This is a genomic window from Kribbella swartbergensis, from assembly GCF_054784135.1.
Map to the genome: position 1 here is coordinate 478,234 of NZ_BAAGPM010000022.1, position 22,338 is coordinate 500,571.

Annotated in this window: 19 protein-coding genes; 8 read left to right on the forward strand and 11 right to left on the reverse strand. The window is 69.2% G+C overall.

Annotation, left to right across the window (positions count from 1 at the left end; translation table 11 throughout):
* Positions 1 to 19: 19 nt before the first annotated feature.
* Positions 20 to 1,261 carry a conjugal transfer protein gene (locus ACYVOK_RS20765; RefSeq protein WP_460664132.1) on the reverse strand — a complete coding sequence of 414 codons (1,242 nt, stop codon included), beginning with the start codon at positions 1,259 to 1,261 and terminating at the stop codon, positions 20 to 22.
* A 419-nt stretch (positions 1,262 to 1,680) separates the two neighbouring features.
* Between ACYVOK_RS20765 and ACYVOK_RS20770 the strand changes: the two genes are divergently transcribed.
* Both ACYVOK_RS20770 and trxA read left to right on the forward strand, forming a co-directional pair.
* A complete protein-coding gene (locus ACYVOK_RS20770) occupies positions 1,681 to 2,556 on the forward strand; it encodes an aldo/keto reductase (RefSeq protein ID WP_460664133.1) in 876 nt (291 codons plus the stop codon).
* Positions 2,557 to 2,710: 154 nt separating this feature from the next.
* On the forward strand, positions 2,711 to 3,100 hold the full coding sequence (trxA, locus tag ACYVOK_RS20775; RefSeq protein ID WP_460664134.1) for a thioredoxin: 390 nt from the start codon (positions 2,711 to 2,713) through the stop codon (positions 3,098 to 3,100).
* A gap of 92 nt (positions 3,101 to 3,192) precedes the next feature.
* Here trxA and ACYVOK_RS20780 read toward each other — a convergent pair whose 3' ends face one another.
* Together ACYVOK_RS20780 and ACYVOK_RS20785 are read right to left on the reverse strand one after the other, a co-directional pair.
* Positions 3,193 to 3,594 (reverse strand): VOC family protein, encoded by a 402-nt coding sequence (locus tag ACYVOK_RS20780; protein ID WP_460664135.1) that lies wholly within the window; start codon positions 3,592 to 3,594, stop codon positions 3,193 to 3,195.
* Between the two features lie 238 nt (positions 3,595 to 3,832).
* Positions 3,833 to 5,098 (reverse strand): NAD(P)/FAD-dependent oxidoreductase, encoded by a 1,266-nt coding sequence (locus tag ACYVOK_RS20785; protein ID WP_460664136.1) that lies wholly within the window; start codon positions 5,096 to 5,098, stop codon positions 3,833 to 3,835.
* 91 nt (positions 5,099 to 5,189) lie between these two features.
* Between ACYVOK_RS20785 and ACYVOK_RS20790 the strand changes: the two genes are divergently transcribed.
* The gene (locus tag ACYVOK_RS20790; RefSeq protein WP_460664137.1) at positions 5,190 to 6,737 is read left to right on the forward strand and encodes a helix-turn-helix domain-containing protein; all 1,548 of its coding nucleotides are present in this window, start codon (positions 5,190 to 5,192) and stop codon (positions 6,735 to 6,737) included.
* Positions 6,738 to 6,996: 259 nt separating this feature from the next.
* Here the strand turns inward: ACYVOK_RS20790 and ACYVOK_RS20795 are convergent, their stop codons facing one another.
* From ACYVOK_RS20795 to ACYVOK_RS20805, 3 genes are read right to left on the reverse strand one after another with little or no spacing between them, the layout of a single operon-like run.
* The gene (locus ACYVOK_RS20795; protein WP_460664138.1) at positions 6,997 to 8,040 is read right to left on the reverse strand and encodes an NAD(P)/FAD-dependent oxidoreductase; all 1,044 of its coding nucleotides are present in this window, start codon (positions 8,038 to 8,040) and stop codon (positions 6,997 to 6,999) included.
* A complete protein-coding gene (locus ACYVOK_RS20800; RefSeq protein ID WP_460664139.1) occupies positions 8,037 to 8,546 on the reverse strand; it encodes an isoprenylcysteine carboxyl methyltransferase family protein in 510 nt (169 codons plus the stop codon). The genes ACYVOK_RS20795 and ACYVOK_RS20800 overlap by 4 nt, the downstream gene beginning before the upstream one ends.
* The gene (locus ACYVOK_RS20805) at positions 8,543 to 9,592 is read right to left on the reverse strand and encodes a type III polyketide synthase (protein ID WP_460664140.1); all 1,050 of its coding nucleotides are present in this window, start codon (positions 9,590 to 9,592) and stop codon (positions 8,543 to 8,545) included. The genes ACYVOK_RS20800 and ACYVOK_RS20805 overlap by 4 nt, the downstream gene beginning before the upstream one ends.
* 42 nt (positions 9,593 to 9,634) lie before the next feature.
* Here ACYVOK_RS20805 and ACYVOK_RS20810 point away from each other — a divergent pair, with 42 nt between their 5' ends.
* Complete coding sequence (locus tag ACYVOK_RS20810; RefSeq protein WP_460664141.1) at positions 9,635 to 10,453, forward strand: UbiA family prenyltransferase; 819 nt, start codon at positions 9,635 to 9,637, stop codon at positions 10,451 to 10,453.
* Here the strand turns inward: ACYVOK_RS20810 and ACYVOK_RS20815 are convergent.
* On the reverse strand, positions 10,442 to 12,217 hold the full coding sequence (locus tag ACYVOK_RS20815; protein WP_460664142.1) for a thiamine pyrophosphate-requiring protein: 1,776 nt from the start codon (positions 12,215 to 12,217) through the stop codon (positions 10,442 to 10,444). The genes ACYVOK_RS20810 and ACYVOK_RS20815 overlap by 12 nt on opposite strands.
* A 96-nt stretch (positions 12,218 to 12,313) precedes the next feature.
* Complete coding sequence (locus tag ACYVOK_RS20820; protein ID WP_460664143.1) at positions 12,314 to 13,201, reverse strand: LysR substrate-binding domain-containing protein; 888 nt, start codon at positions 13,199 to 13,201, stop codon at positions 12,314 to 12,316.
* Between the two features lie 109 nt (positions 13,202 to 13,310).
* On the opposite strand from ACYVOK_RS20820, the gene ACYVOK_RS20825 reads away from it, so the two are divergent.
* The 3 genes from ACYVOK_RS20825 (at position 13,311) to ACYVOK_RS20835 (ending at position 17,918) form a co-directional block, all read left to right on the forward strand.
* Positions 13,311 to 14,834 (forward strand): MFS transporter, encoded by a 1,524-nt coding sequence (locus tag ACYVOK_RS20825; protein WP_460664144.1) that lies wholly within the window; start codon positions 13,311 to 13,313, stop codon positions 14,832 to 14,834.
* A 132-nt stretch (positions 14,835 to 14,966) separates the two neighbouring features.
* Complete coding sequence (locus ACYVOK_RS20830) at positions 14,967 to 17,099, forward strand: fibronectin type III domain-containing protein (RefSeq protein WP_460664145.1); 2,133 nt, start codon at positions 14,967 to 14,969, stop codon at positions 17,097 to 17,099.
* 63 nt (positions 17,100 to 17,162) lie between these two features.
* Positions 17,163 to 17,918, forward strand: coding sequence for a DUF427 domain-containing protein (locus ACYVOK_RS20835; protein WP_460664146.1), 756 nt, complete (start codon positions 17,163 to 17,165; stop codon positions 17,916 to 17,918).
* Here ACYVOK_RS20835 and ACYVOK_RS20840 read toward each other — a convergent pair.
* Together ACYVOK_RS20840 and ACYVOK_RS20845 are read right to left on the reverse strand one after the other, a co-directional pair.
* On the reverse strand, positions 17,872 to 18,288 hold the full coding sequence (locus tag ACYVOK_RS20840; protein WP_460664147.1) for a MerR family transcriptional regulator: 417 nt from the start codon (positions 18,286 to 18,288) through the stop codon (positions 17,872 to 17,874). The genes ACYVOK_RS20835 and ACYVOK_RS20840 overlap by 47 nt on opposite strands.
* Positions 18,288 to 19,073, reverse strand: coding sequence for an SDR family NAD(P)-dependent oxidoreductase (locus tag ACYVOK_RS20845; RefSeq protein ID WP_460664148.1), 786 nt, complete (start codon positions 19,071 to 19,073; stop codon positions 18,288 to 18,290). The genes ACYVOK_RS20840 and ACYVOK_RS20845 overlap by 1 nt, the downstream gene beginning before the upstream one ends.
* Before the next feature lie 208 nt (positions 19,074 to 19,281).
* Between ACYVOK_RS20845 and ACYVOK_RS20850 the strand changes: the two genes are divergently transcribed.
* Positions 19,282 to 21,498, forward strand: a complete 2,217-nt coding sequence (locus ACYVOK_RS20850; RefSeq protein ID WP_460664149.1) for a bifunctional SulP family inorganic anion transporter/carbonic anhydrase — start codon at positions 19,282 to 19,284, stop codon at positions 21,496 to 21,498.
* On the opposite strand, the gene ACYVOK_RS20855 is transcribed toward ACYVOK_RS20850, so the two are convergent.
* Positions 21,441 to 22,262, reverse strand: coding sequence for a phosphatase PAP2 family protein (locus ACYVOK_RS20855; protein ID WP_460664150.1), 822 nt, complete (start codon positions 22,260 to 22,262; stop codon positions 21,441 to 21,443). The two genes, ACYVOK_RS20850 and ACYVOK_RS20855, sit on opposite strands and share 58 nt — an antisense overlap.
* Between the last annotated feature and the right edge of the window lie 76 nt (positions 22,263 to 22,338).

Consider the following 22,338-nt stretch of genomic DNA (forward strand, 5'->3'; position numbering starts at 1 on the left):
CGACGGCTGGTCGCTGGTGTCATCCGACGGCAGCCACTTGCCATCGTTGTGCTCCGTCCGTGGCGACAGTACGCCTCAGCGTGAGCGTGTAGGTCTGGTCCAGGGTGGTGTCCCCCGCCCCGTCCCAGGTGACGGCCGCGGTCGCCCGCCGCTCGTCGTCGTTGCCGGTGTAGACCTGCCAGTCCTTGAGCTCGCCGAACTTCACCGAGCCGTTCAGGCTGCGGATCGTCGCGCCCGGCGCGGTCACTGCCGACACCTTGTTGTCCGACTCGGCGTACGCCGAGAAGAACGCCTCCGCGTCCTTCAGCGTCGCCGCGGTCAGGTCGTCGTCCGGGACCCCGGCCTCCGGCATGTTGTCCGGCAGCGGAGCCCGCTCGTCCGGTACGAACGTCGGCGGCCCGCTGGCTACCACGCGTGACGCGGTCCGGGCGACCGGGACTGACAGCCGCTCCCACCGGTACGGTCCGGGGATCCAGGCCGCCCCGCGCTTGGTGAAGGACCGCACCTCGACGCGTACGTCGACCACGGCCGTCACACCACCGGAGTCGACCTTGACCTCGCCCGGGTAGGCGGTATCGGCGGTCTGCTTGCCCCGGCCGTTCCACCCGGCCCGGCCGTCCAGTCCGGCGGCCAGGTCGAGGCCGATCTGGGCCGGACGGGCGTCCGGGTTCGCCTCGTCCCAGTTCAGGTAGGAGACGGCGTACCGGGTCGCGACGGCGCGGGCCTCGTCGACCGGGAAGCTGTTCTGGTTGGTGACGACGGTCTGCGGCGCCCGGTTCGGCGCGATCCAGGAGCGGACGCCGCTGATCGCGGCCAGCAGCAGCACGACGACCACCAGGCCGCGGAAGAACCGGCGGGCCCAGGTCGAGAACGACGACTCCGGCTCGGTCGACCACGGCGGCTGACCTGGCTCGAGCGGCTCGCGGACCGGCACCGGTGCGGTGTGCGTCCCGTGCGGCGAACGCTGTCTCAAACGCTCGGGGGTGCGATGCGCCGGCTGCTGGTTGTCCGGCGTACGAGGAGCTGGACGACGAGGCGGAGCCATCACTCCGCCGGCCGGCGGGTGCGCGGGGGGAGCGGCGTACTGCGCCGCTACGCCCTGTGCCTGGCGAGGGGTGGGTGGCACAGGTCCGTCCGGGTGGGCCCACCACTCCGGTGCGGTGTTCGCCGGGCGCCCCTTGCCCGGCTTCTTCGTACGTCGCTGGTCCGACCAGTGCTCACCTTTTGGCGGCAGGTTCAGCAACGTTCGCCACCAACTCATCGCTACCCGCCCCTCAGACAGCAGTTACGCGGACAGTAGCCGGGACAATACGGCAAGCAACTGTCCTCCGGGAGACCTGGGACCAGGATCCGGATGCTCCATCGCTCCCCGCAGCCATACTGTTACCCCGCTCGCGGGCAGTGTCACCCTCCTCGGGCAAGAGTGACACCTTCAGAACCGTCGTCATAGCTCCTCTCTCATGCCCGACCCTGTCGATCGGGCAGCGCACACCATGCCACACGCCACGGACATGCTTCGAATATCCGTGCGAACAACATGGTAAAGAACGCATCAACTGATCACGCATAGTAACCGATCGCGATGTCCACCCTGTGGAAAACTCTCCCGTGGCGAGGGGTCAAAAACGCTGCACCGGGCATAGGGTCGCAGTAACCCCCTGCTACCCCTGGAGGACCAGCATGGAAACTCGCCGACTGGGCAGACTCGGGCACCAGAGTTCGGTACTCATCTACGGCGCCGCGTCGCTCGGCGGGGTCGACCAGGATCGGGCCGACGCCTCGATCCAGGAAGCCCTCGATGCCGGCATCAACCATTTCGACGTCGCCGCCGACTACGGCGACGCGGAGCTCCGGCTCGGTCCGCGGATGCCGGAGATCCGCGACCGCATCTTCCTCGCGACCAAGACGGGCCGCCGTACGTCCGAGGAGGCATGGGCCGAGATCAACCGGTCGCTGGAGCGGTTGCAGACCGACCACCTCGACCTGATCCAGATGCACGCGGTCTGCGATCTGGAGAACCTCGATCTCGTCACCGGCAAAGGCGGATCGCTCGAAGCGGCCATTCGTGCCAAGGAAGAAGGAATGGTCCGGGCGATCGGGATCACCGGGCACCTCGCGCAGGCGCCGGCCGTCCACACCGAGGCCCTGCGCCGGTTCGACTTCGACAGTGTGCTGACGCCGCTGAACTACCGGCTCTCGACGGATCCGCAGTACGCCGCCGACTACGCCGCGCTGGTCAAGGCGATGAAGGCGTCCGACGCCGCGCTGATGACGATCAAGATGATTGCCCGGCGCAACTGGCGTGACGGCGAGGAGAAGACGTACGACACCTGGTACCGGCCGTTCGACGAGCAGCGCTACATCACTGCGGCGACCGCGTGGCTGCTCAACGGGCACCTGGAGATCACCGGTCTGGCGACGGCCGGCGAGACCCGGTTGCTGCGCCAGATGATCGTCGCGGAACGCGAGCGGGCCGACCTGTCGCCGGAGGACGCGGCATCGATCCTGGAGGAGGTTCAGGACTACACGTCACCGTTCGTGGACATGCCGTTCTGACCCGAACGTGTGCCAGGTCACATCCGATGTGCCGGATTTCGGTCACTTCCCGGCCCGGTCAAGCGCTTGTACGCCGTACTCGCGAGCGGTCCGGGAACACCTGGGACCGGCTCGGTGTTGTAGTGGCTGAATTCGTCTAACTTCGGAGGTCGTAGTGGCAACGGTCGAGCTGTCCAAGGAGAACTTCAACGAGGTCGTCACGGGTGACGGTCTCGTGCTGGTGGACTTCTGGGCAGAGTGGTGTGGCCCGTGCAAGATGTTCGGACCGGTGTTCGAGAAGTCGTCCGAGCAGCACACGGACATCACCTTCGGCAAGGTCGACACGGAGGCGCAGGTCGAGCTGGCCCAGGCGTTCCAGATCCGTTCGATCCCGACCCTGATGGCGGTCCGCGACGGCGTCGTCCTCTACTCCCAGCCGGGCGCGCTCCCGGCCCCGGCCCTGGAGGACCTGATCAGCCAGCTCCGCGCGGTCGACATGGACGAGGTCCGCGCCCAGATCGCGGCCCACGAAGCCGAACACGGCACCGAGCCACACACCCACTGAGCACGTCTTCGAGGCCCCGGACCACAGCGGTCCGGGGCTTCGTCATACCCCCGGTAGGTCAGTCGTCGCAGGGCGCTGCGGGCGCCGGCAGGTCAGCCGTCGCGGGAGCTGAGGACGCAGAACTCGTTGCCTTCGGGGTCGGCGAGGACGGTGAAGGAGGCGTCGGCGGGTTGGCCGACGTCGACGCGGCGGGCGCCGAGGGCTTCGAGGCGGGCGATCTCGGCGTCGCGGTCCTGGCTGGTGTGCGGGGCGAGGTCGAGGTGCAGCCGGTTCTTCACCGTCTTGCCCTCCGGTACGGCGACGAACGTCATCCCCGGCCCGATCCGCTCCCAGGGTGTGTCCCGCATGACCTGCTCGTCCACCCAGCCCGGGACGTTGACGCACTCGTCGTCGGCCTCGTAAATCGTCTGCCAGCCGAGCGCCTCCGCCCACCAGGCGGCCTGCTTGCGCACGTCGTGGCAGTCGACGACGACCGTGTACCAGCGCAGCACCATGAAACGTCCTCCTCGAAACTCAGAGGACCACCCTGTCACCGGCCGCCGACAAAACGAGCGGGCCCTGGGCAGGGGATCTCAGCCAGGGCCCGCTCCGGAGCTGACCGGCGGCAGGTGAGCCACAGGAGGCGCAGGGCGGATGAGGCAGGACCGCCCGATCGGGTCACCTGGATTGCCGCTCGAGGTGTGGGTCAGCTCGGGTGGAGGGGCCCACGTCCCTGGAGCCCCTCCCGTGTGGTCAGCGAAGTGGGTCGAACGGAGCCAGCTCGGCCGGGGTCCGGCCGGTGGTGATGGTCTCGGCCAGCAGTTGCCCGGTGACGGGGCCGAGGGTGATACCCCACATGCCGTGACCGCCGGCGGCGAAGACGCGCGGTGACGTGGTGGCACCGATCAGCGGCAGGCCGTCCGGGGTGCACGGACGCGGGCCGACCCACTCATAGGTCCGGGCGTCCAGGTCGGCGTCCCGCAGAAGTGGCCGGGCCGCCTCGACGATCGCCTCGATCCGGCGCGGGTCGAGCTTCGCGTCCGGCTTACGGAACTCCATCATCCCGGCGACCCGCAGCCGGTCGCCGAGCGGCGTGCACGCGACCCGCTGCGCCGGGAAGTACACCGGCCCGGCCGGCACGTGCGCGATCGGCACGCTGAAGCTGTACCCGCGACCAGCTTGTACGACGGTCTTGACGCCGAACTGCCGGGCCAGGTCGCCGAGCCACGCCCCGGTCGCCATCACCACGGCGTCGAAGGGGTCGGTCTCGCCGTCGCCGGTGACCAGGCGGACACCGCGGATCTCGTCGACGATGTCCTTCACGACGACACCCGCGATGATCTGGCCGCCGCGGGCGACGACCGAGTCGGCCAGCAGCTGCACGTACTCGCCGGGGTTGATGAACCGCTGCCCGTGCAGCCGGATCGCGGCCCCGATCTCGTCGGACAGCGAGGGCTCGATCTCGCGGGCGTCGTCACCGCTGATCGGCTCGAACTCGATGCCCTGGCCGGCCGCGTGGATGTGCTCGATCTCCTCGAGCAGCACGCTGCGCTCGGCCTCGGTCCGGTACGCGGCCAGGAACGACTTGGCCTCGTACGTCTGCGCCTCGACGCCGGCCTTGGCCAGGAAGTCGAACGCGGTCAGGGCCTGGCGGTTGATCGGGACCAGCGACTCCATCGCGGTCTTCCAGCGTCCGGCGGTGCTGTTGCGAGCGAAGCGGGTGAGGAAATTGAGGAGCCGCGGGCTCGCGGTCGGTGGAACGTACACCGGTGAGGAGGGGCTCAGCACCGCGCGGACGCCGTACTTGAGGACGGCCGGTTCCGGCAGCGGGGTGGCCAGGCCGGGTGTCAGCCAGCCGGCGTTGCCCCAGGATGCGCCCGCGGCGACGCCTTCGCGGTCGAGCACGGTGACCTCGACCCCGGCTTCCTGGAGGAACCAGGCGGTGGCGAGTCCGACCATGCCCGCGCCGACGACGGCGACGCGATCCGGTACGACGTGAGTGGAACCAGCAGCGACCATGTATCGATGGTGCGGCCGCGGCGCACGGCTGTCATGGTGCGATCACACCACTGAAGAGACAAATGACTGTGCGCGGCGCACAATAACCTGCATGATCACCGCGTCTGACCTGATCGTCGCCGTCGGCCCTGCCTTGTTCGAGGTGGTGGTGACCGGCAAGGGCGACGGGGAGGTCCGTGACGTGTTCCTGGCCGATCCACAAGAGCCAGCGACCGGTCAGCCGGGCGATCTGGTGCTGGGACTGGGCCTTCGCAACGCAGAGGACGCAGTCGAACTGGTGGAACGCTGCGCGGCCGGCAACGCGTCAGGGGTTGTCCTGCGTACGACGCTCGCGCACGAGCCCACTGTGGTCGCCGCAGCCGAGCGCTGGCTGATCACCCTCGTCGCACTGCAGCCGAGCGTCACTTGGGCCCACGTGGTCTGGCTGCTCCGCGGTGTGATCGACCGAGCCGCCGCACCCGACTCCCCCGCTGCTGGAGACGCCGGCGTCCACCAGGAGCTCTTCGCACTGGCCGACGCGGCGGCAGCGATCGTCGACGCGCCGGTCACCATCGAGGACAACCAATCGCGGGTCCTGGCGTACTCCTCCGGTCAGGACTTCACCGACCCCACCCGGGTCTCCACCATCGTCGGCCGCCGCGTCCCGGCCGAGGTGATCGCGCACTTCCGGGCTCGTGGCATCTTCCGCCGGCTGGCGAAGTCGAGCGAGCCGTTCCTGGTGCCTGACGGACCCAATGGCATCCGCCCGCGTCTCGTCGTACCTGTTCGCGCAGGTGGTGAATGGCTGGGGTCGATCTGGGCCGTGGTGGACGGACCGGTCAGTGACGAGGTGACAGCCGAGCTGAGCAACGCTGCATCGGTTCTGGCGCTGCATCTGCTGCGGCTGCGGGCTCAGGCGGACGTAGCGCGGCGGAGTGCGATCGACAGGCTGCGGACGATCCTCCGGCAGTTCTCCCCCGACAATCCGATCGACGTACGCCTCCCACCGCAGCCCTGGCGCGTGGTCGCACTCGGCTCGCCGGACGGGTACGACGTACCGCAGCAACTCGACCTGTGGGAGTCGACGGGTCGTCGGCACGGGTGGAGCGAGCCACAACTCGCAGACCTCGACGGCACGGTTCTGGCGGTCGTCACCGACGCGGACGGTCCCGGCTCGTGGAACTGGTTGAGCAAGCTCGTCACAGAGCAGGCCAAGACAACTCCTGGCACGATCGCCGCGGCAGGCGGGCAAGCACGTGGTCCGGCCGACCTGCCGAGCTCACGCGCCCAGGCGGTCGAGTTGTTGGGCCTGGTACGACGGGGAGCCGCACCAGGACCCGCATTGCCTGTCGAGCAGGCCTGGCACGTGCTGACGGTTCACCGGGCGGTCACGTCGTTGGACACGACCAAGCTGGACGGACCGCTCGCCACTTTGCTGCGGCACGACATCGAGCACGGCAGCGGGTTCGTGGAAACGCTGCAGGCGTGGCTCGAGTACCCGGGGCAGCCGCAACGCGCCGCGCGGGAGCTGCATTTGCACACGAACACCCTGCGGCACCGGATGAAGCGGATCGGCGAAATCGCGGCCCTTGATCTGTCGGATCCGCAGGAACGGCTCGCGTTGCAATTGCAGATCGCCGCGGTGCGCACCGAGCATTGAGATCTTCGCCACAGCTCTGTGTAACAAGGCTTCATATTCCGGCAACGGATGGGCAACATCCGACTGGTTGAGTCTTCCTCAGAAACACCGAGCACCACCCCAGGGACTTGTCCCAGCTTTTCACCAGGAAGCTGGGGCACCGTTCCAGCCTTTCACCAGGAGGCTGGACCGGCCGGTCCGAGCTTTTCACCAGGAAGCTCGGGCTTCTCGGGGGCCCGGCGGTTGTCTGAGCGATCGCCGGGCCCCAAGAGAACGGCAGTCACGACAACCGGTTGACGATCTGCGCGTAGACGCCGGGCAGCAGCGCGGCAGCCGGCACGATGCGGGGAGCGAGCAACGATCTGTTGCGGGCCCAGAGCAACGAAGCGGTGAGCAGCCGGCACTCCCAGGAGACGCGGCGCCAGGCGGCCTCGTAGTCGGGCGGCCGATCCTTCAGAACGCAGTCCACCAGCTCCGCCGACGTCCGTAGCGCGACCGCGATGCCTTCGCCGGTCAACGCGTCGACGTATCCGGCCGCGTCGCCGACGAGCAGTACACGTCCTGCCACGCGCGATCGCACCCGTTGGCGGAGTGGGCCGGCGCCCATCACCGCATTCGCCGGGCAGGCGCCTCGCAGCCGCCGCTTCAGCGCCGGGAAGGCGTCGAGGTGGGAGTCGAAGGTGCCACGCTCCGAGGTGAGGACCGCGACACCGACCAGGTCGTCGGCAACCGGTGTCACGTACGCCTCCCCCAACTTCGACCAGTACACCTCCACAAGGTCGGTCCAGGGCGCCACGAAGAAGTGCCGACGCAACCCACGACGCACGCCGCCTCCGGCTCCGGAGGCGCGGTCGTCAGTGGGGGGTGGGTGGGTTAGGGATAGTTGGCGGCGGATGGTGGAGTGGAGGCCGTCGGCGGCGGCCAGGTAGCGGGCGGTGATGCCGGCGGCGGTGACCGACGTGGAGTTCTGGGTGATGGTGCTGACGCGATGGTCGACGATCGGCACGCCGAGCGCGGTCAGGCGGTCGACCAGGGCCTGATGAAGCGTCGTACGGCGTACGCCGAGACCTGGGCCGGCGCGGAAGCGGGCGTCGACCTGGTGATCGGCGTCCAGGTACCTGATCCCGTAGAAGGGCCGCCCGTCCAACTCCACCCCCAACCGCCGCAGGTACTCGACCGCGCTGTGTGCGATTCCCTCGCCGCAGGCCTTGTCGATCGGAGCCGAGCGTGGTTCGACCACCACGACGGACAGCCCGGCCAGCGCCGCGCGGATGGCGGTCGCGGCACCTGCGGGACCGCAGCCGGCGACGAGGAGGTCGATCACTTGATCAGCGCGGCGTTCAGGGCCGCCTCTTCGGTCCGGATCCGGACCGCCAGCAACGGGATGTTCAGAATGGTGAAGACCAACGCAGTCACCCACGCCGTGTGGACCAGCGGGAGCGCGATGCCCTCGGCAACCACCGCGACGTAGTTCGGATGGCGCATCCAGCGATACGGGCCGCGTGCAACCAGTTGCAGCCCCGGTACGACGATCACCCGCGTGTTCCACTGTCGACCGAGCACCGTGATGCACCACCACCGCAACCCTTGCGACAGCAGCACCACCGCGAACATCGTCCACCCGAGCCCCGGCACGAAGGGCCGGTGGGCGGCCTCGACCAGACACCCCACCAGCAGCCCGGTGTGCAGCAGGACCATGAACGGATAGTGCCCGCGCCCCGACTCGACGCCGCCCTGCGCGAAACTCCAGCGCGCGTTCCGCAGCGATACAACCAGCTCGGCGACCCGCTCCACACCGACCAGCACCACGAGTACGACGTACCAGGTCATGGCCACTCCAGTAGGACGAGTTCGGAGCAGAAGCCTGGGCCCATTGCCAGGAGCAATCCCATGCCGGAAGGGTCCCCGCGCAACGTCTCGCCGAGCACATGCAGCACGGACGAGGACGACAAGTTGCCGACCGCATCGAGCGACCGCCAGGTCAGTTCCAGCGCATCGGGCCGCAACGACAGCGTCTCCGAGACCGCCTCCAGCACCTTCGGCCCGCCGGGATGACTCACCCACGTGCCGATGTCCGGAACGGTCAACCCGAAACCAGAGAGAAAACCCCGCACATCGTCGCCGAGATACCTCCGCACCACCTGCGGAACGTCGGCCCCGAGCACGATCCGGAACCCGCCCGATCCGACGTCCCACCCCATCACCCGCTCGGAATCCGGGTACAACCGGCTCCGGGTCGCCACCACCGACGGCCCGGCCGCCGCCGGATGTTCCGATCCCGTCATCACCACCGCGGCCGCACCGTCTCCGAACAGTGCCCCGCCGACGAGATTGGGCAACGACGAGTCGTCCCGCTGCAACGTCAACGAGCACAACTCCACCGACAGCAGTACGGCGACATGCGTCGGCCAAGCCTTCAAGTAGTCGTGCACCCGGGCGATCCCCGCGGCCCCACCGACACACCCGAGCCCGAACAACGGCAGCCGCTTGACGTCGTCCCGCAGCCCGAGCCGCACCGCGATCCGCGCGTCGATCGACGGCGCCGCCACCCCGGTCACCGTGGTGAACATCAGCAGGTCGACATCGTCCAGCGTCAGCCCGGCGTCCTTCACCGCGCCCGCGACCGCCTCCGCACCCAGGTCCACCGCCGCCGCGATCCAGGCGTCGTTCGCCTCCCGGAAGTCCTTCAGCGCGGCGTACCGCTCCAACGGCAACGCCAGATGCCGGTACGACACCCCCGCGTTCGCGTGCAGCCGCCGCAGCAGCGCCGTACCGCTGCCGTCGGGCAGACAGATCGACGCGAACGCGTCGGTGAGGTCGGACTGCGGATAGCGGTACGGCGGCAACGCGGGCCGGACCGCTGCGATCCGCGTCATCGTGGCATCGTTACTTCGGTGAGCCCCGAGGTCAGCCCAGCGGTGGGCACTGTCGCAGCGACCGTCAAAGGTCTGGCGCTGGCCTGCCATCCCGGACCGACGGCCGCTGTCACCGCACTCACCACGGCCGTGGCGTGGTCGGCCGGGCGCAGTCCGGCCGGGTGTCTCCTCGTCGCAGCAACGATCCTCACCGGCCACCTCTCGATCGGCTGGAGCAATGACGCGATAGATGCCGCCCGCGACACCATTGTGAACCGACGGGACAAGCCGGTGGTGCGCGGACTGGTGAGTCGTCGCACACTCGCGGTGGGCGCGGCCGTCATGTTGATCGTCACCATCCCGGTCTCGCTGGCCAACGGGATCGCCGCCGGCCTGATGCATCTGCTCTTCGTCGTCTGCGCATGGGCGTACAACCTCGGCCTGAAGTCGACCGCGGTGTCCTGGCTCCCGTACGCCGTCGCGTTCGGTGCGCTCCCCTCGTTCGTCACCCTCGGCACGACGGACACCTGGGCGCCCTGGTGGGCCACGGCCGCCACCGCCCTGCTCGGGGTCGGTGCCCACCTGGCAAACGTCGTACCCGATCTCGCCGACGATCTCGCCACCGGCGTCCGGGGCTGGCCGCAACGACTCGGCGGCGCGGCCCGGCTGCTCGCGCCGGTCCCGCTGGCCGCCGCCGCGATCCTGCTGGTGGTCGCCCCGGCCGGACCGATCGGTGTGATCGGCTGGATCGCGCTCGCCGCCGTCGCCGCCCTGCTCGCGACCATCGTGGCCTGGAAGGACGCGCCGTTCGTCGTCACGATCGCGGTCGCGGCGGTGAGCGTGGCGGCGCTCGTCATCAGTGGCGACGCGTTAGTGCCGTAGCTCCTGGAGCTTGGTCTTCATGCCTTCCTTGAGCACTCCCCAGCGGTCCTCGTCGCCGTGCCACAGCGACTTGGCCATCTTCTGGATCTGGTCCCAACTGGCGTGCGGCGGAATCGGCGGTACGTCGGGGTCGCAGTACACGTCGAGCACCGTCGGCCGGTCCGCTGCCAACGCGGCGTCCCAGGCCGAGCCGAGCGAGTCTGCGTCCCGGACGGTGATCGCCTCGAGGCCCACGGACCGCGCGAAGGCCGCGTAGTCGACGTCCGGCAGCGTCTGCGAGTCGGGGAACTTGGGTGCCCCCTGCATCGACCGCATCTCCCAGGTCACCTGGTTGAGGTCGTTGTTGTGCAGTACGGCGATCACCAGCCGCGGGTCGCTCCACTCCCGCCAGTACCGCTTGATCGTGATGAGTTCGGCCAGCCCGTTCATCTGCATCGCACCGTCACCCGAGAACCCGATCACCGGCTTGCCGGGATGCCCGATCTTGGCGCCGATCGCATACGGCACCGCGGACCCCATCGTGGCCAGCGTCCCGGACAGCGACCCGCGCGTGGTGTCGTTGAACCGCACCTGCCGCGCGTACCAGTCGGCCGCCGAGCCGGAGTCGGCGACCACGATGCAGTCGTCGGGGAGCCGCTCGGAGAAGTCGTGGAACAGCCGCTGCGGGTTCACCGGATCGGCCTTGACCTGCGCGGCCGCGGCCATCACCTCCCACCAGTGCCGGACGCTCTCCTCGATCCCCGACCGCCAGGAGCGATCCTCCTTCTGCAGCAGGTACGGCGTGAGCTCGCGCAACGTGGCCGCCGCGTCGCCGACCAGGTTGACCTCGTAGGGGTACCGCATCCCGATCATGGTCGGATCGACGTCGATCTGAACCGCCCGCACCTTGCCGAACTCCGGCAAGAACTGCGAGTACGGGAAACTCGACCCGACCGTCAGCAGCGTGTCGCAGCCTCGCATCAGTTCCCAGCTCGGCCGCGTCCCGAGCAACCCGATCGAGCCGGTCACGTACGGCAGGTGGTCGCTCAGCACGTCCTTGCCGAGCAGCGCCTTGGCCACTCCCGCGTTCAGCAGTTCCGCGACGGTCTCGAGCTCACGCCGCGCACCACGCGCACCCTGACCGACCAGGATCGCGACCTTCACCCCGCTGTTCAGTACGTCGGCCGCCCGCAGCAGCGCCTCCTCGTCGGGCACCGCCAACGAGGGCGCGAAGCCTAGACTCGACGGCACCATCTTGAACGCGTGCGGCGGGGCGGAGTACTCCAGTTCCTGGACGTCGGACGGCACGATGACCGCGGTCGGCGCCGATCGGGACAGCGCGGTCCGGATCGCCCGGTCGAGCACGTTCGGCAGCTGCTCCGGCACGTTGACCGTCTCGACGTACTCGCTCGCGACGTCCTTGAACAGGGTGTGCAGATCCACCTCCTGCTGGTACGAACCGCCCATCGCGGACCGGCTCGTCTGGCCCACGATCGCGACCACCGGGACATGGTCGAGTTTGGCGTCGTACAGACCGTTCAGGAGGTGGATCGCGCCGGGACCGGAGGTCGCCGTGCAGACGCCGACGCGGCCGGTGAACTTGGCGTAGCCGACCGCCTGGAAGGCGCTCATCTCCTCGTGCCGGGACTGGATGAACCGTGGACCGTCGGCCCGCGTCCAGGCGGCGAGGATGCCGTTGATGCCGTCGCCCGGATAGCCGAAGACGGTGTCCACCTGCCAGTCCCGCAGCCGCTGGAGCAGATAGTCGCCAACCGTCGTCGCCATGATGCAACCTCCGAGAGTCGGTTTTCCCCTCGGGTGCCCCTTGTTCCCGCCTTCATGCGGCACCCGGGATGCGGTGGACCGGGAACGGTACGAACGTCAGGCGGCGTCGGGTTTCAGCGGTGCGTTGCTGCCCAGGATGGCGGCGGTCAGGGCCTCGGCGGGCTCCTTGGCGGCACGGGGGTTCGTGATCAGCACCAGGTCGATGGGCGGGAGCTCCGGCAGGCCGGCGCTCGGTGGGGGTTCGACCAGGTCGGCCGGCATCAGCGAGCGGGCGAAGATCGCGATGCCGAGGCCGGCCCGGACGGCCGCGAGCACGCCGTTCACACCGCGGACGATGCAGGTGATCCGGCAGGCCCGGCCGGCCTGCTCCAGCGTCTGCACACCGAGCGAGCGACTCAGGCTGGGTGCCTGGTAGGCGACCAGCGGCACCGGTCCGTCCGGGGCGATCCGGGTCCCGGCGATCCCGGCCCAGACCAGCGGATCCCGCCGTACCAGCCGTCCGTTCGGCTCGTAGCCGGTGCCGACGCTGTGCTTCACGTAGGCCAGGTCCAGGTGACCGGACTCGACCCGGCGGAGCAGGTTGGGGCTCTGGGCAACGGTCAGCTCGAGGTCGATCCGCGGGTACAGCTGGCGGAAGTCGCGCAGGATCCGCGGCAGCGGGGTGAGCGCAAGGTCGTCGGTCACCCCGAACCGCAGCCGGCCGCGCAGCTCCGAGCCGGTGAAGTAGCCGACCGCCTCCTCGTGCGCGGCCAGGATGGTCCGCGCGAACCCGGCCATCGCCTCGCCGTCGGCGGTCAGCGTCACCGTCCTCGTGTCGCGCAGGAACAGCGGCCGGCCGACCGCCGCCTCGAGTTTACGGACATGTTGACTCACCGTCGGCTGCCGGATCCCCAGCCGCTCGGCCGCCTGGGTGAAGCTGAGCGACTGCGCCACCGCCAGGAACGTCCGCAACTGGTCCGGGTCGTACATCGATTCCCCTCTCATAGCGCGACGCAATAAGACTAATAGGAGTAATTCGGTGTCGGAATCCAGCATCGAACTGTGAGGATGGACCTGTCCTCCCCTGACCAGTCCACTCGCGTAGGGAACGCTCTTGACCACCCGGGCCACCGGTACTGTCCCATCCGTCCCCGACTTCCACACCCACCGCTCCACCAGCAGCTCCGACCTCCGGGAAGCGCAGCGCCGCCCGGGCTTCAAGGACACCTTCAGCGCGCTGCAGGTCCGCAACTTCCGGCTCCTGGTCAGCGGACTGCTGGTCAGCTCGACCGGCGGCTGGATCCAGCGCATCGCCCAGGACTGGCTGGTGCTCACGATCACCGGCAGCGCCACGGCGGTCGGCATCACCACCGCGCTGCAGTTCCTCCCCACCCTGCTGCTCGGCCTGTACGGCGGCGTGATCGCGGACCGCTTCCCGAAGCGGAAGGTCCTGCTGGTCACCCAGACGATGATGGGTACTGGAGCCGCCGTCCTCGCTGTACTGGCGTTCACCGGTCAGGTGCAGGTCTGGCAGGTGTACGCGCTGGCCTTGTTCCTCGGTCTGGCCACGGCGGTCGACAACCCGACCCGGCAGTCCTTCGTCACCGAACTGGTCGGCAAGGACCGGGTCCGGAACGCGATCAGCATGGTCTCCTCGACGTTCCAGCTGGGCAGCCTGATCGGTCCGGCGCTGGGCGGCGTGCTGCTCGGCGCGCTCGGCACCGGCTGGGCCTTCGCGCTCAACGCGATCACGTTCTTCGCCTCGATCTCCGCACTGCTGATGATGCGCGAGAGCGAGATGCCCGGTCTGCAGGCCGCCCGCCGGGCGAGCGCGGGGATGCGGATCCGCGACGGTCTCCGCGACGGCGTGCGGTACGCGCTCGACGAGCCGGCCGTCCGGTGGGCGATCGCGCTGGTCGGCATCTACGGCATGTTCGCGATCAGCCTGCCGGTGACCCTGACCGCGTTCGCGGACCGGGTCTTCCACACCGGCGCGACCGGCTACGGCGTACTGAACTCGGTGGTGGCGGTCGGAGCGCTGGCCGGTGCTCTGCTGTCGGCGCGCCGGGTCCGGACACCCCGGCTGCGCAACCTGGTCTGCATCGCGTCACTGCTGGCGGTGACGCAGATCCTGGCCGCGATCCAGCCCTCCCTGTGGACCTTCATCCCGCTGCTGTCGGCGATGGGCATGGCGACGCTGATGTTCCTCACCGCCGCCCAGTCGATGGTCCAGCTGACCACGCCGGACGGGCTGCGCGGGCGCGTTTCCGGCATCTACAACCTGGTGTTCATCGGCGGTGGCGCGATCGGCGGTCCGCTGGTCGGTTTCCTGGCCCAGAACGTCGGCGCCCGCAGCAGTCTGCTGCTGTCCGGCCTGATCCCGGCCGTCGCGACCATCGCCATCGCACTCCGGCTCCGCCGCGACGGTCGCCTCCGGCTGGTCGTGGTCCGCACCCGCTCCCCCTGGCACCAGCCTCCGGTCCGGGTCAACCTCGAGCAGGCGCCGATCCAGTTGTCCGCTCCCGCCCGCCCGGTCGCCCGCACCTCCCGGCCGTTCATGCTCGGCCGGCGCCAGCACCAGCGCACCGACCCGCACACCCGGCCGCTGCGCCCACGCCGCCGGCCGCAGCACCACTAGTCATCCGGGGCAGGGCCGGGAAGCTGCCTCCCGGCCCTGCTCCGGATCCGGATCGGCTGAATACTTGACGTTGTAAATTAATCGCCCCTAGGCTCGGCCGGGTCCGCCTCTCTCCTCCCCCGGAGGATCATCGTGTTGAACTCGCGCCTCAGAACACGCCGTACTGCCGCTGCCGTGCTGGCCTCCGTCGCCCTGGTGTCGACGGCCGCCGCCATCGCACCGGCCGAAGCGGCCCAACCCTCCGCAATCCAGCCGGGCCCCAAGCCGACCTTGGTGGAACCCGACTCGGCGTTCCAGGGCTTCCCCGACCTGACCAGGGATGCTCAGGCCACGCCGGCCAAGCACGCGCAGGTCGCGGCCAAGCCGTACATGGGATGGACCAGCTGGAGCCTGCAGTCCACCAACTACCCGGGCGTGAACCCCGACGGCCCGGGCAGCTTCATCAACGAGCAGAACATCCTCACCCAGGCCCGGGCGATGGCGACGAAGCTGAAGCCGTACGGGTACGAATACATCAACATCGACGCCGGCTGGCAACTCGGCGGTGACGAGTACGGCCGCCCGGTGGCGAACCCGAAGCGGTTCCCGCGCGGGATGAAGGCGGTCGGCGACGACCTGCACAAGCTCGGCCTGAAGTTCGGCATCTACACCGTGGTCGGCCTCGGTTTCGACGTCTACCGCGACGGCAACACCCCGATCTACGACGCGCCGGGCTGCTTCACCCGCGACATCGTCTACCCGGACCTGCGGACGACGAACGGCTGGGACCAGGCGTACAAGATCAACTACGAGAGTCCGTGCGCGCAGAAGTACGCGGACTCGATCGTGAACCTGTTCGCCGACTGGGGCGTCGACTTCATCAAGATGGACGGCGTCGGCCCGGGCTCCTGGAAGGGCGCCCCGGACGACCCGAACCACAACAACACCGAGGACGTCGAGGCCTGGTGGCGCGCGGTGCAGAACTCCGGCCGCCCGATGATGTACACGCTGTCGTGGTCGCTCAGCCACCGGTACGCCGACGTGTGGAAGCAGAACTCGCACGGCTGGCGGATCGACACCGACGTGGAGTGCTACTGCGACACGATCGTCCGCTGGGACGGCTCGGTGAAGCAGCGCTGGTGGGACCTGCCGCAGTGGATCGACGACGCCGGGCCGGGCCACTGGAACAACCTCGACGCGATCAACGTCGGTGTCGGGGAGATGGACGGCCTGAACGAGGCCGAGCGGCAGAGCTACATGACGTTCTGGGCGATCAACGCCGCGCCGCTGTTCGTCGGTGACGACATGACCAAGCTCGACCCGTACGGCCTGAAGCTGCTGACCAACCGCGAGGTCATCGCGATCAACCAGTCCGGCAACCCGGCCCGCCCGCTGAACCAGGACCAGTTGCAGCAGGTCTGGTACGCCAAGAACGCCGACGGCAGTGTCACGGTCGGCCTGTTCAACCTGGCCGAGACGCCGGCCACCGTGACCGGGAACTTCGATCAGCTCGGCATCACCGGCAAGGCGACCGTCCGCGACGTCTGGGCCGACCAGAACACCCGCGGCGTCACCGGGCAGGTCAGCGCCGCGCTGCCCGCGCACGGGTCGAAGCTCTACAAGATCATCCCCGACAAGGCGGCCTCGCCGAGCAAACCGGCCGACCTGACCGCCACGGACGTGAGCCGTACGACGGTTTCGCTCGAGTGGCAGCCGAGCACCGGTGCCTCGTCGTACCAAGTGTTTGCCAACGGCAAGCAGGTGGCGACGAGCTCCGGGACCAAGGTCGTGGTCAGCGGGCTGCTGCCGCAGACGCAGTACACCTTCACGGTGAAGGGTGTGTCGGGCGGACGTACGTCGGAGGCGAGTGCGCCGGTCACCATGTTCACCTCGAAGTCGGGTGGACCGGTGAAGTACGAGGCCGAAGCGTCGACCAGCACGCTGACCGGGAACGCGAGCGTCTCCGGCTGCACGCTGTGCTCCGGCGGCGCGAAGATCGGCAACATCGGCGGTGACGCGTCGGTGACGCTCAACAACATCACCGTGCCGAGCACCGGCACCTACCTGGTGAAGATCGCGTACACCGACGGCGACACCAGCCGGCAGAGCATGCTCACCGTCAACGGTGCCGACACCTACTGGGTGAACTACCACGGCCTCGGCGACAACGACTGGGGTACGCCGCAGGTCACCTACCTGCCGATGAAGCTCCAGGCCGGGGCCAACTCGATCAGGGTGCACAACCCGACCGGCTACATCGCCGACATCGACTGGATCACCGTCTGACGGTTGTCCACAGATCACGGGGCCGGCCTTCCCCTGGGCCGGCCCCGTGCCTTTACTGGATCAATGAGCGCCTACCCCGAATCTCTGGTCCCACCCGGCTCGACCGCTCCGGTCCCCCGGCGGATCCGCGCGATGCTCGACGGTCGGGTCGTCCTCGACACGACCGACGCGATCTACCTCTGGGAGTTCCCGCCGTATCCGCAGTACTACGTTCCGCTCGCCGACGTGGCCGACGGGGTGCTGACCGAAACCGGCGAGACCAAGATGTTCGAGCACGGTGTCGCGCGGGTGCACACCGCCGGATCGGGGAAGGCCTGGGTGTACGACGAGGGGATCGCGAAGGACCGGGTCCGGTTCCAGTGGAACGCGGTGGACAGCTGGTTCGAGGAGGACGAGGAGGTGTTCGTCCATCCGCGCAACCCCTACGCCCGCTGCGACGCGATCCGCTCCGGCCGGCACGTCAAGGTGGAGCTGGACGGCAACGTCCTGGCCGAGTCGCGATCCACTGTGATCGTTTTCGAAACCGGTCTGCCGCCGCGGTACTACGTCCCGCGCACCGAGGTGAACTTCGAGCACCTCACCCCGAGCGAGACCGAGACTGCCTGCCCGTACAAGGGCCGCACCACGGCGTACTGGAACGTCGGCGATCAGGCCGATCTCGCCTGGTCGTACGACTTCCCGACCGCGCCGCTGCTCCCGATCGCCGGGCTCGTCGCCTTCTTCAACGAGAAGGTCGACATCACGATCGACGGCGTGCGCCAGGACCGTCCGATCACACCGTTCTCGGATGCGGACCTGAGCTCCGGTCATCCGGTGTGAGTTCGGCGATCAACTGCTGGAAGTGCGGGCACTCGGTGAAGTCGGGCGCCTCACAGGTCAAGGCGTGCCGGATCAGTCGCTTGGACTCCTGGGCCTGCCGGATCTGCTCGTCCAGGGCAGCGTCCTGCTCGGCCAGGATCCGCCTCCGCTCGGGTCCGCCGGGCGCCTCGAACATCCGGCGGATCTGCTCGAGGCTGAATCCGGCCGCCTTGCCCCGCTGGATCATCACCACGCGCGCCACGTGTGACTCGTCGAACCGGCGCCGGCCGCCGACGCGCGCGGCCGGCGTGAGCAACCCTTCGTCCTCCCAGTGCCTGAGGACGTGGGTGGCCAGTCCGAACCGGCCGGCGAGCTCACCGATCCCGAACATCAGATCGCGGACGTCGCGCCGCCGTCCATGGTGATGATCGCGCCGGTGACGTAGCTGGCCAGTGGGGAGGCCAGGAAGACGGCGACGTTGGCGATCTCGGCGGGTTCGCCGGCCCGGCCCATCGGGATCTCGGCGACCATCTCGGCCAGCAACTCGTCCTTCGGCCGCCCGCTGGCGCGGACCGCGGCCTCGAGCCCTTCGTCCACCCGGGCGGTGCGGGTCATGCCGGGGTTGATCACGTTCACCCGGACGCCCTGACCGGCGTACGCCTTGGCGTAGCCGACCGACGCCAGCATCAGCGCCGCGTTGGCCGCGCCGCCGCCGATGTGCAGCGGGTTCGCCGCGCGCCCGCCTTGGCCGACCACGTTGACGATCGCACCGCTGCCGCGCTCGGCCATCTGCCGGATGACCGCCTCGGTGGCGTGCATGTAGGTGAAGTACTTCGCCTCCATCGCCGCGTGCAACGCCTTGCTGTCGAGCTCGTCGACCGGCGTCCGGCGGGCCGCGCCGGCACAGTTGACCAGGATGTCCGGTACGCCGATCCGCTCGAACGCGGCCTTGGTCGCGTCGGGGTCGGTGAGGTCCACCGCCTCGACGTCGTAACCGAGTCCCTTGGCCGCCAGCTCCTCCTGCGCCTTGGCGAGATTGCCGGGATCACGCGAGATTCCGGTCACCTTCGCCCCCTCGCGGGCCAGCGCCTCCGCGCAGGCCAGGCCGATGCCCTTGCTGGCACCGGTGACGACGGCGGTCCGGCCCGACAGTTGCAGGTCCACGAGACTCCTCACAGTTTCGGCGTACGCCGGGAGTCTAGGCGAACGGCTCGATGCCCTGAGCAATCGTCAGTTTTCCGAGACACGGGCCGTCGGCAACAAATTGGAATTGTCGCTGTTCCGGCCTTGAACGGGCGGCTACGATGGGTGATCAGATCGACACTCTTTGTCTCGACGCCTGATGCCCAAGCGCACCCGACGCCGGAGGGAACCCGTGCCGACCATGTCTTCTTCGTCTTCTTCCCATTCCCCGCCCGCTTCCGCTCGCAGTACCGCGCCCGAGCGCAATACCTGGCAGTCCGTTCTCCACCATGACCTCCCGGCCTCGCTGGTGGTCTTCCTGATCGCGATACCACTCTCCCTGGGGATCGCCGCCGCCTCCGGCGCCCCGCTGATCGCCGGCCTGGTGGCCGCGGTGGTCGGCGGTGTGGTCGCCGGCGCGCTCGGCGGTGCCCCCTTGCAGGTCAGCGGCCCGGCCGCCGGGCTCACCGTTGTCGTCGCCGGCCTCGTCGGCCAGTTCGGCTGGGCCGCGACCGCCGGCATCACCTGCGCCGCCGGCCTGCTGCAGATCCTGTTGGGCGTCACCCGGATCGGGCGGCTCGCCCTCTCCCTGTCTCCCGCCGTCGTCCACGGCATGCTCGCGGGGATCGGTGTCACCATCGCCGTCCAGCAACTGCACGTGGTGCTCGGCGGGCAGGCGCAGAGCTCACTGATCGCCAACCTGCTGGCGCTACCCGGTCAGCTCGTCGCGCACCACCCTCACTCGGTGCTGGTCGGCGTACTGACCGTCGTCATGCTGCTGGTGTGGCCCAGACTGCCCAAGGTGAAGGCGATCCCGGCGCCTCTGGTCGCCGTCGTCGCCGTCACCGCACTGGCCGCTGTCTTCATGCCGGACGTCACCCGGGTCGACCTGCCGGACCAGCCTCTGCAGGACCTGATCCTTCCCGCTATGCCGGACGGCACCCCGGTCGAGGTCGTCACCGCGGTGTTGACCGTCGCGCTCGTCGCGAGTGTGGAGTCGCTGCTCTCGGCCGTTGCCGTGGACAAGCTTCATCGCGGCAAGCGGAGCAACCTGGACCGCGAGCTGATCGGCCAGGGCGCGGCGAACGCGGTGTCCGGCGCACTCGGCGGCATGCCGGTGACCGGGGTGATCGTGCGCAGCTCCACCAACGTCGCGGCCGGTGCGCGCAGCCGGGCCTCGACGATCATGCACGGGATCTGGATCGCGGCGTTCGTGCTCGCGGCCGGCTCGATGCTCGAACTCATCCCGATGGCCGCGCTGGCCGGCGTACTGCTCGTGATCGGACTGCGCCTGGTCCAGCTCGCGCACATCCGCACGTTGCGCCGGCACGACGAGTTGCTCGTGTACGTCGTCACCGCCGCCGGCGTCGCCGTCCTCGGACTGGCCGAAGGCGTGCTGACGGGTCTGGTGCTGGCCCTCGGACGCGTGCTCTACCGGCTGGCCCGGGCGACCGTCACCGCGACCGAGCAGGACGGACTGTGGACGGTGCGGATCCGCGGCACGCTCGTCTTCCTCGGCGTCGCGTCGCTGGTCCGGACGCTGCGGACGATCCCGGCCGGCGCGCGGGTGCGGATCGACCTCGAGGTCGACCATCTCGACCACGCGGCCTACGAGGCGATCGAGGACTGGCGGCGCGGGCACCTCGCGCGCGGCGGCTCGGTCGACCTGAACCGGGCGGCGTTCCGGGCCGCGATGCACACCGACCCGGCCGTGCGGCTGCCCTGGCAACCCCAGGTGATCCCGGAGCCCGACCAGCGCGTCTCGATGCTCGACGGCGTCCGCGAGTTCGAGGCGTCGGCCGACGGGATCCGGCCGGTGCTGGCGAAACTCGCGGCCGACGGGCAGCGGCCGGCGCACCTGTTCATCACCTGCGCCGACTCGCGGATCGTGCCGAACCTGATCACCACGAGTGGTCCGGGCGAGCAGTTCTGCGTGCGCAACATCGGCAACCTGGTCCCGCCGAAGGGATCGAACAGCAACTCCGTCGACGCCGCGATCGAGTACGCCGTCGAGGTGCTCGGGGTGAAGTCGATCGTGGTCTGCGGTCACTCGCACTGCGGTGCCGCCGCGGCCGCCCTCGAAGCCGACGCCCAGGCCGGCTCCGGCCTGCAGAACTGGCTGCGCCATCTGGAACCGTCGGTACGGCGTGCGGTCGGGCTGCCCGACATCATCGATCCGGCGACCGGCGTGAAGCTGTCACCGGCCGACAAGCTCTCCGTCGCGAACGTCGGCGTACAACTGGCCAACCTGCGCAGTTTCGCCTGCGTGCGCACGGCGGAGGCGGAAGGCCGGCTCGAACTGATCGGGCTGTGGTTCGACATCGGTGCGGCCGCGGCCCGGCTGGTCCTCGACCGCGAGCCCTACCTGGTCCGTGCCGACGAGGAGCTCGCCACCACGGGCACCTTGACCAGGCGCTGATCGAGCTCCACGACCTCGGCGGGTGTGCTCTCCGGGCGCACCCGCCGTGGGTCGAAGATCAGCAGCAACGGCAGCGCCAGCGCAATCGCGATCAGGCCGTCGAGCCAGTAGTGGTTGGCGGTCACCACGACGACGGCGAAGGTGAGCACCGGATGCGCGATCCACAACCAGCGCCAGCGGGAGCGGGTCGCCCGGATCAGGAACACAGCGACCATGAACGCCCAGCCGACATGCAGGCTCGGCATCGCGGCGAACTGGTTCGCCACGCCGGAGTCCGTGGTCGGGCCGTAAACGGACTGCCCGAGCAGTACGCCGGTGTCGATCCACCCCGGCATCATCCGCGGCGGCGCCAGCGGGAAGAACATGTGCCCGATCAGCGCCAGACCGGTCAGTGACGCGAGCGCCCACCGGGCTTTGCCGTACTCGCCCGGACGCCGGATCATCAACCACAGCAGGACGACCGCGGTCAGCGGGAAATGCACGCCCGCATAGAAGATGTTGGCCGCCTCGGCCAGCCCCGGGATCCGCAACGCGTGCTGCTGAACGACCGCCTCACTCGGCAGCCCGAGCCAGGCCTCCCAGCGGATGAGGTCATCGGCATGGCGGTACGCCGATCCGGCCTGGTCGGCGGACAGGAATCGGCCCAGGTTGTAGATCCCGAACAGCACCGCGAGCAGGGCCACCTCGCGAACGATCCGCCGTACGCCGGCCTGCGGCTTGACCGCAACCGGATGCTCCACCCGCTCCAGAGTCAGCTGCGCCACGTCGACCCCCTCAAACCGAACGCTCGTTCTCTGATTTCCAACCCTGCTCCTGTGTGCGCCCGGAATCAAGAACGGT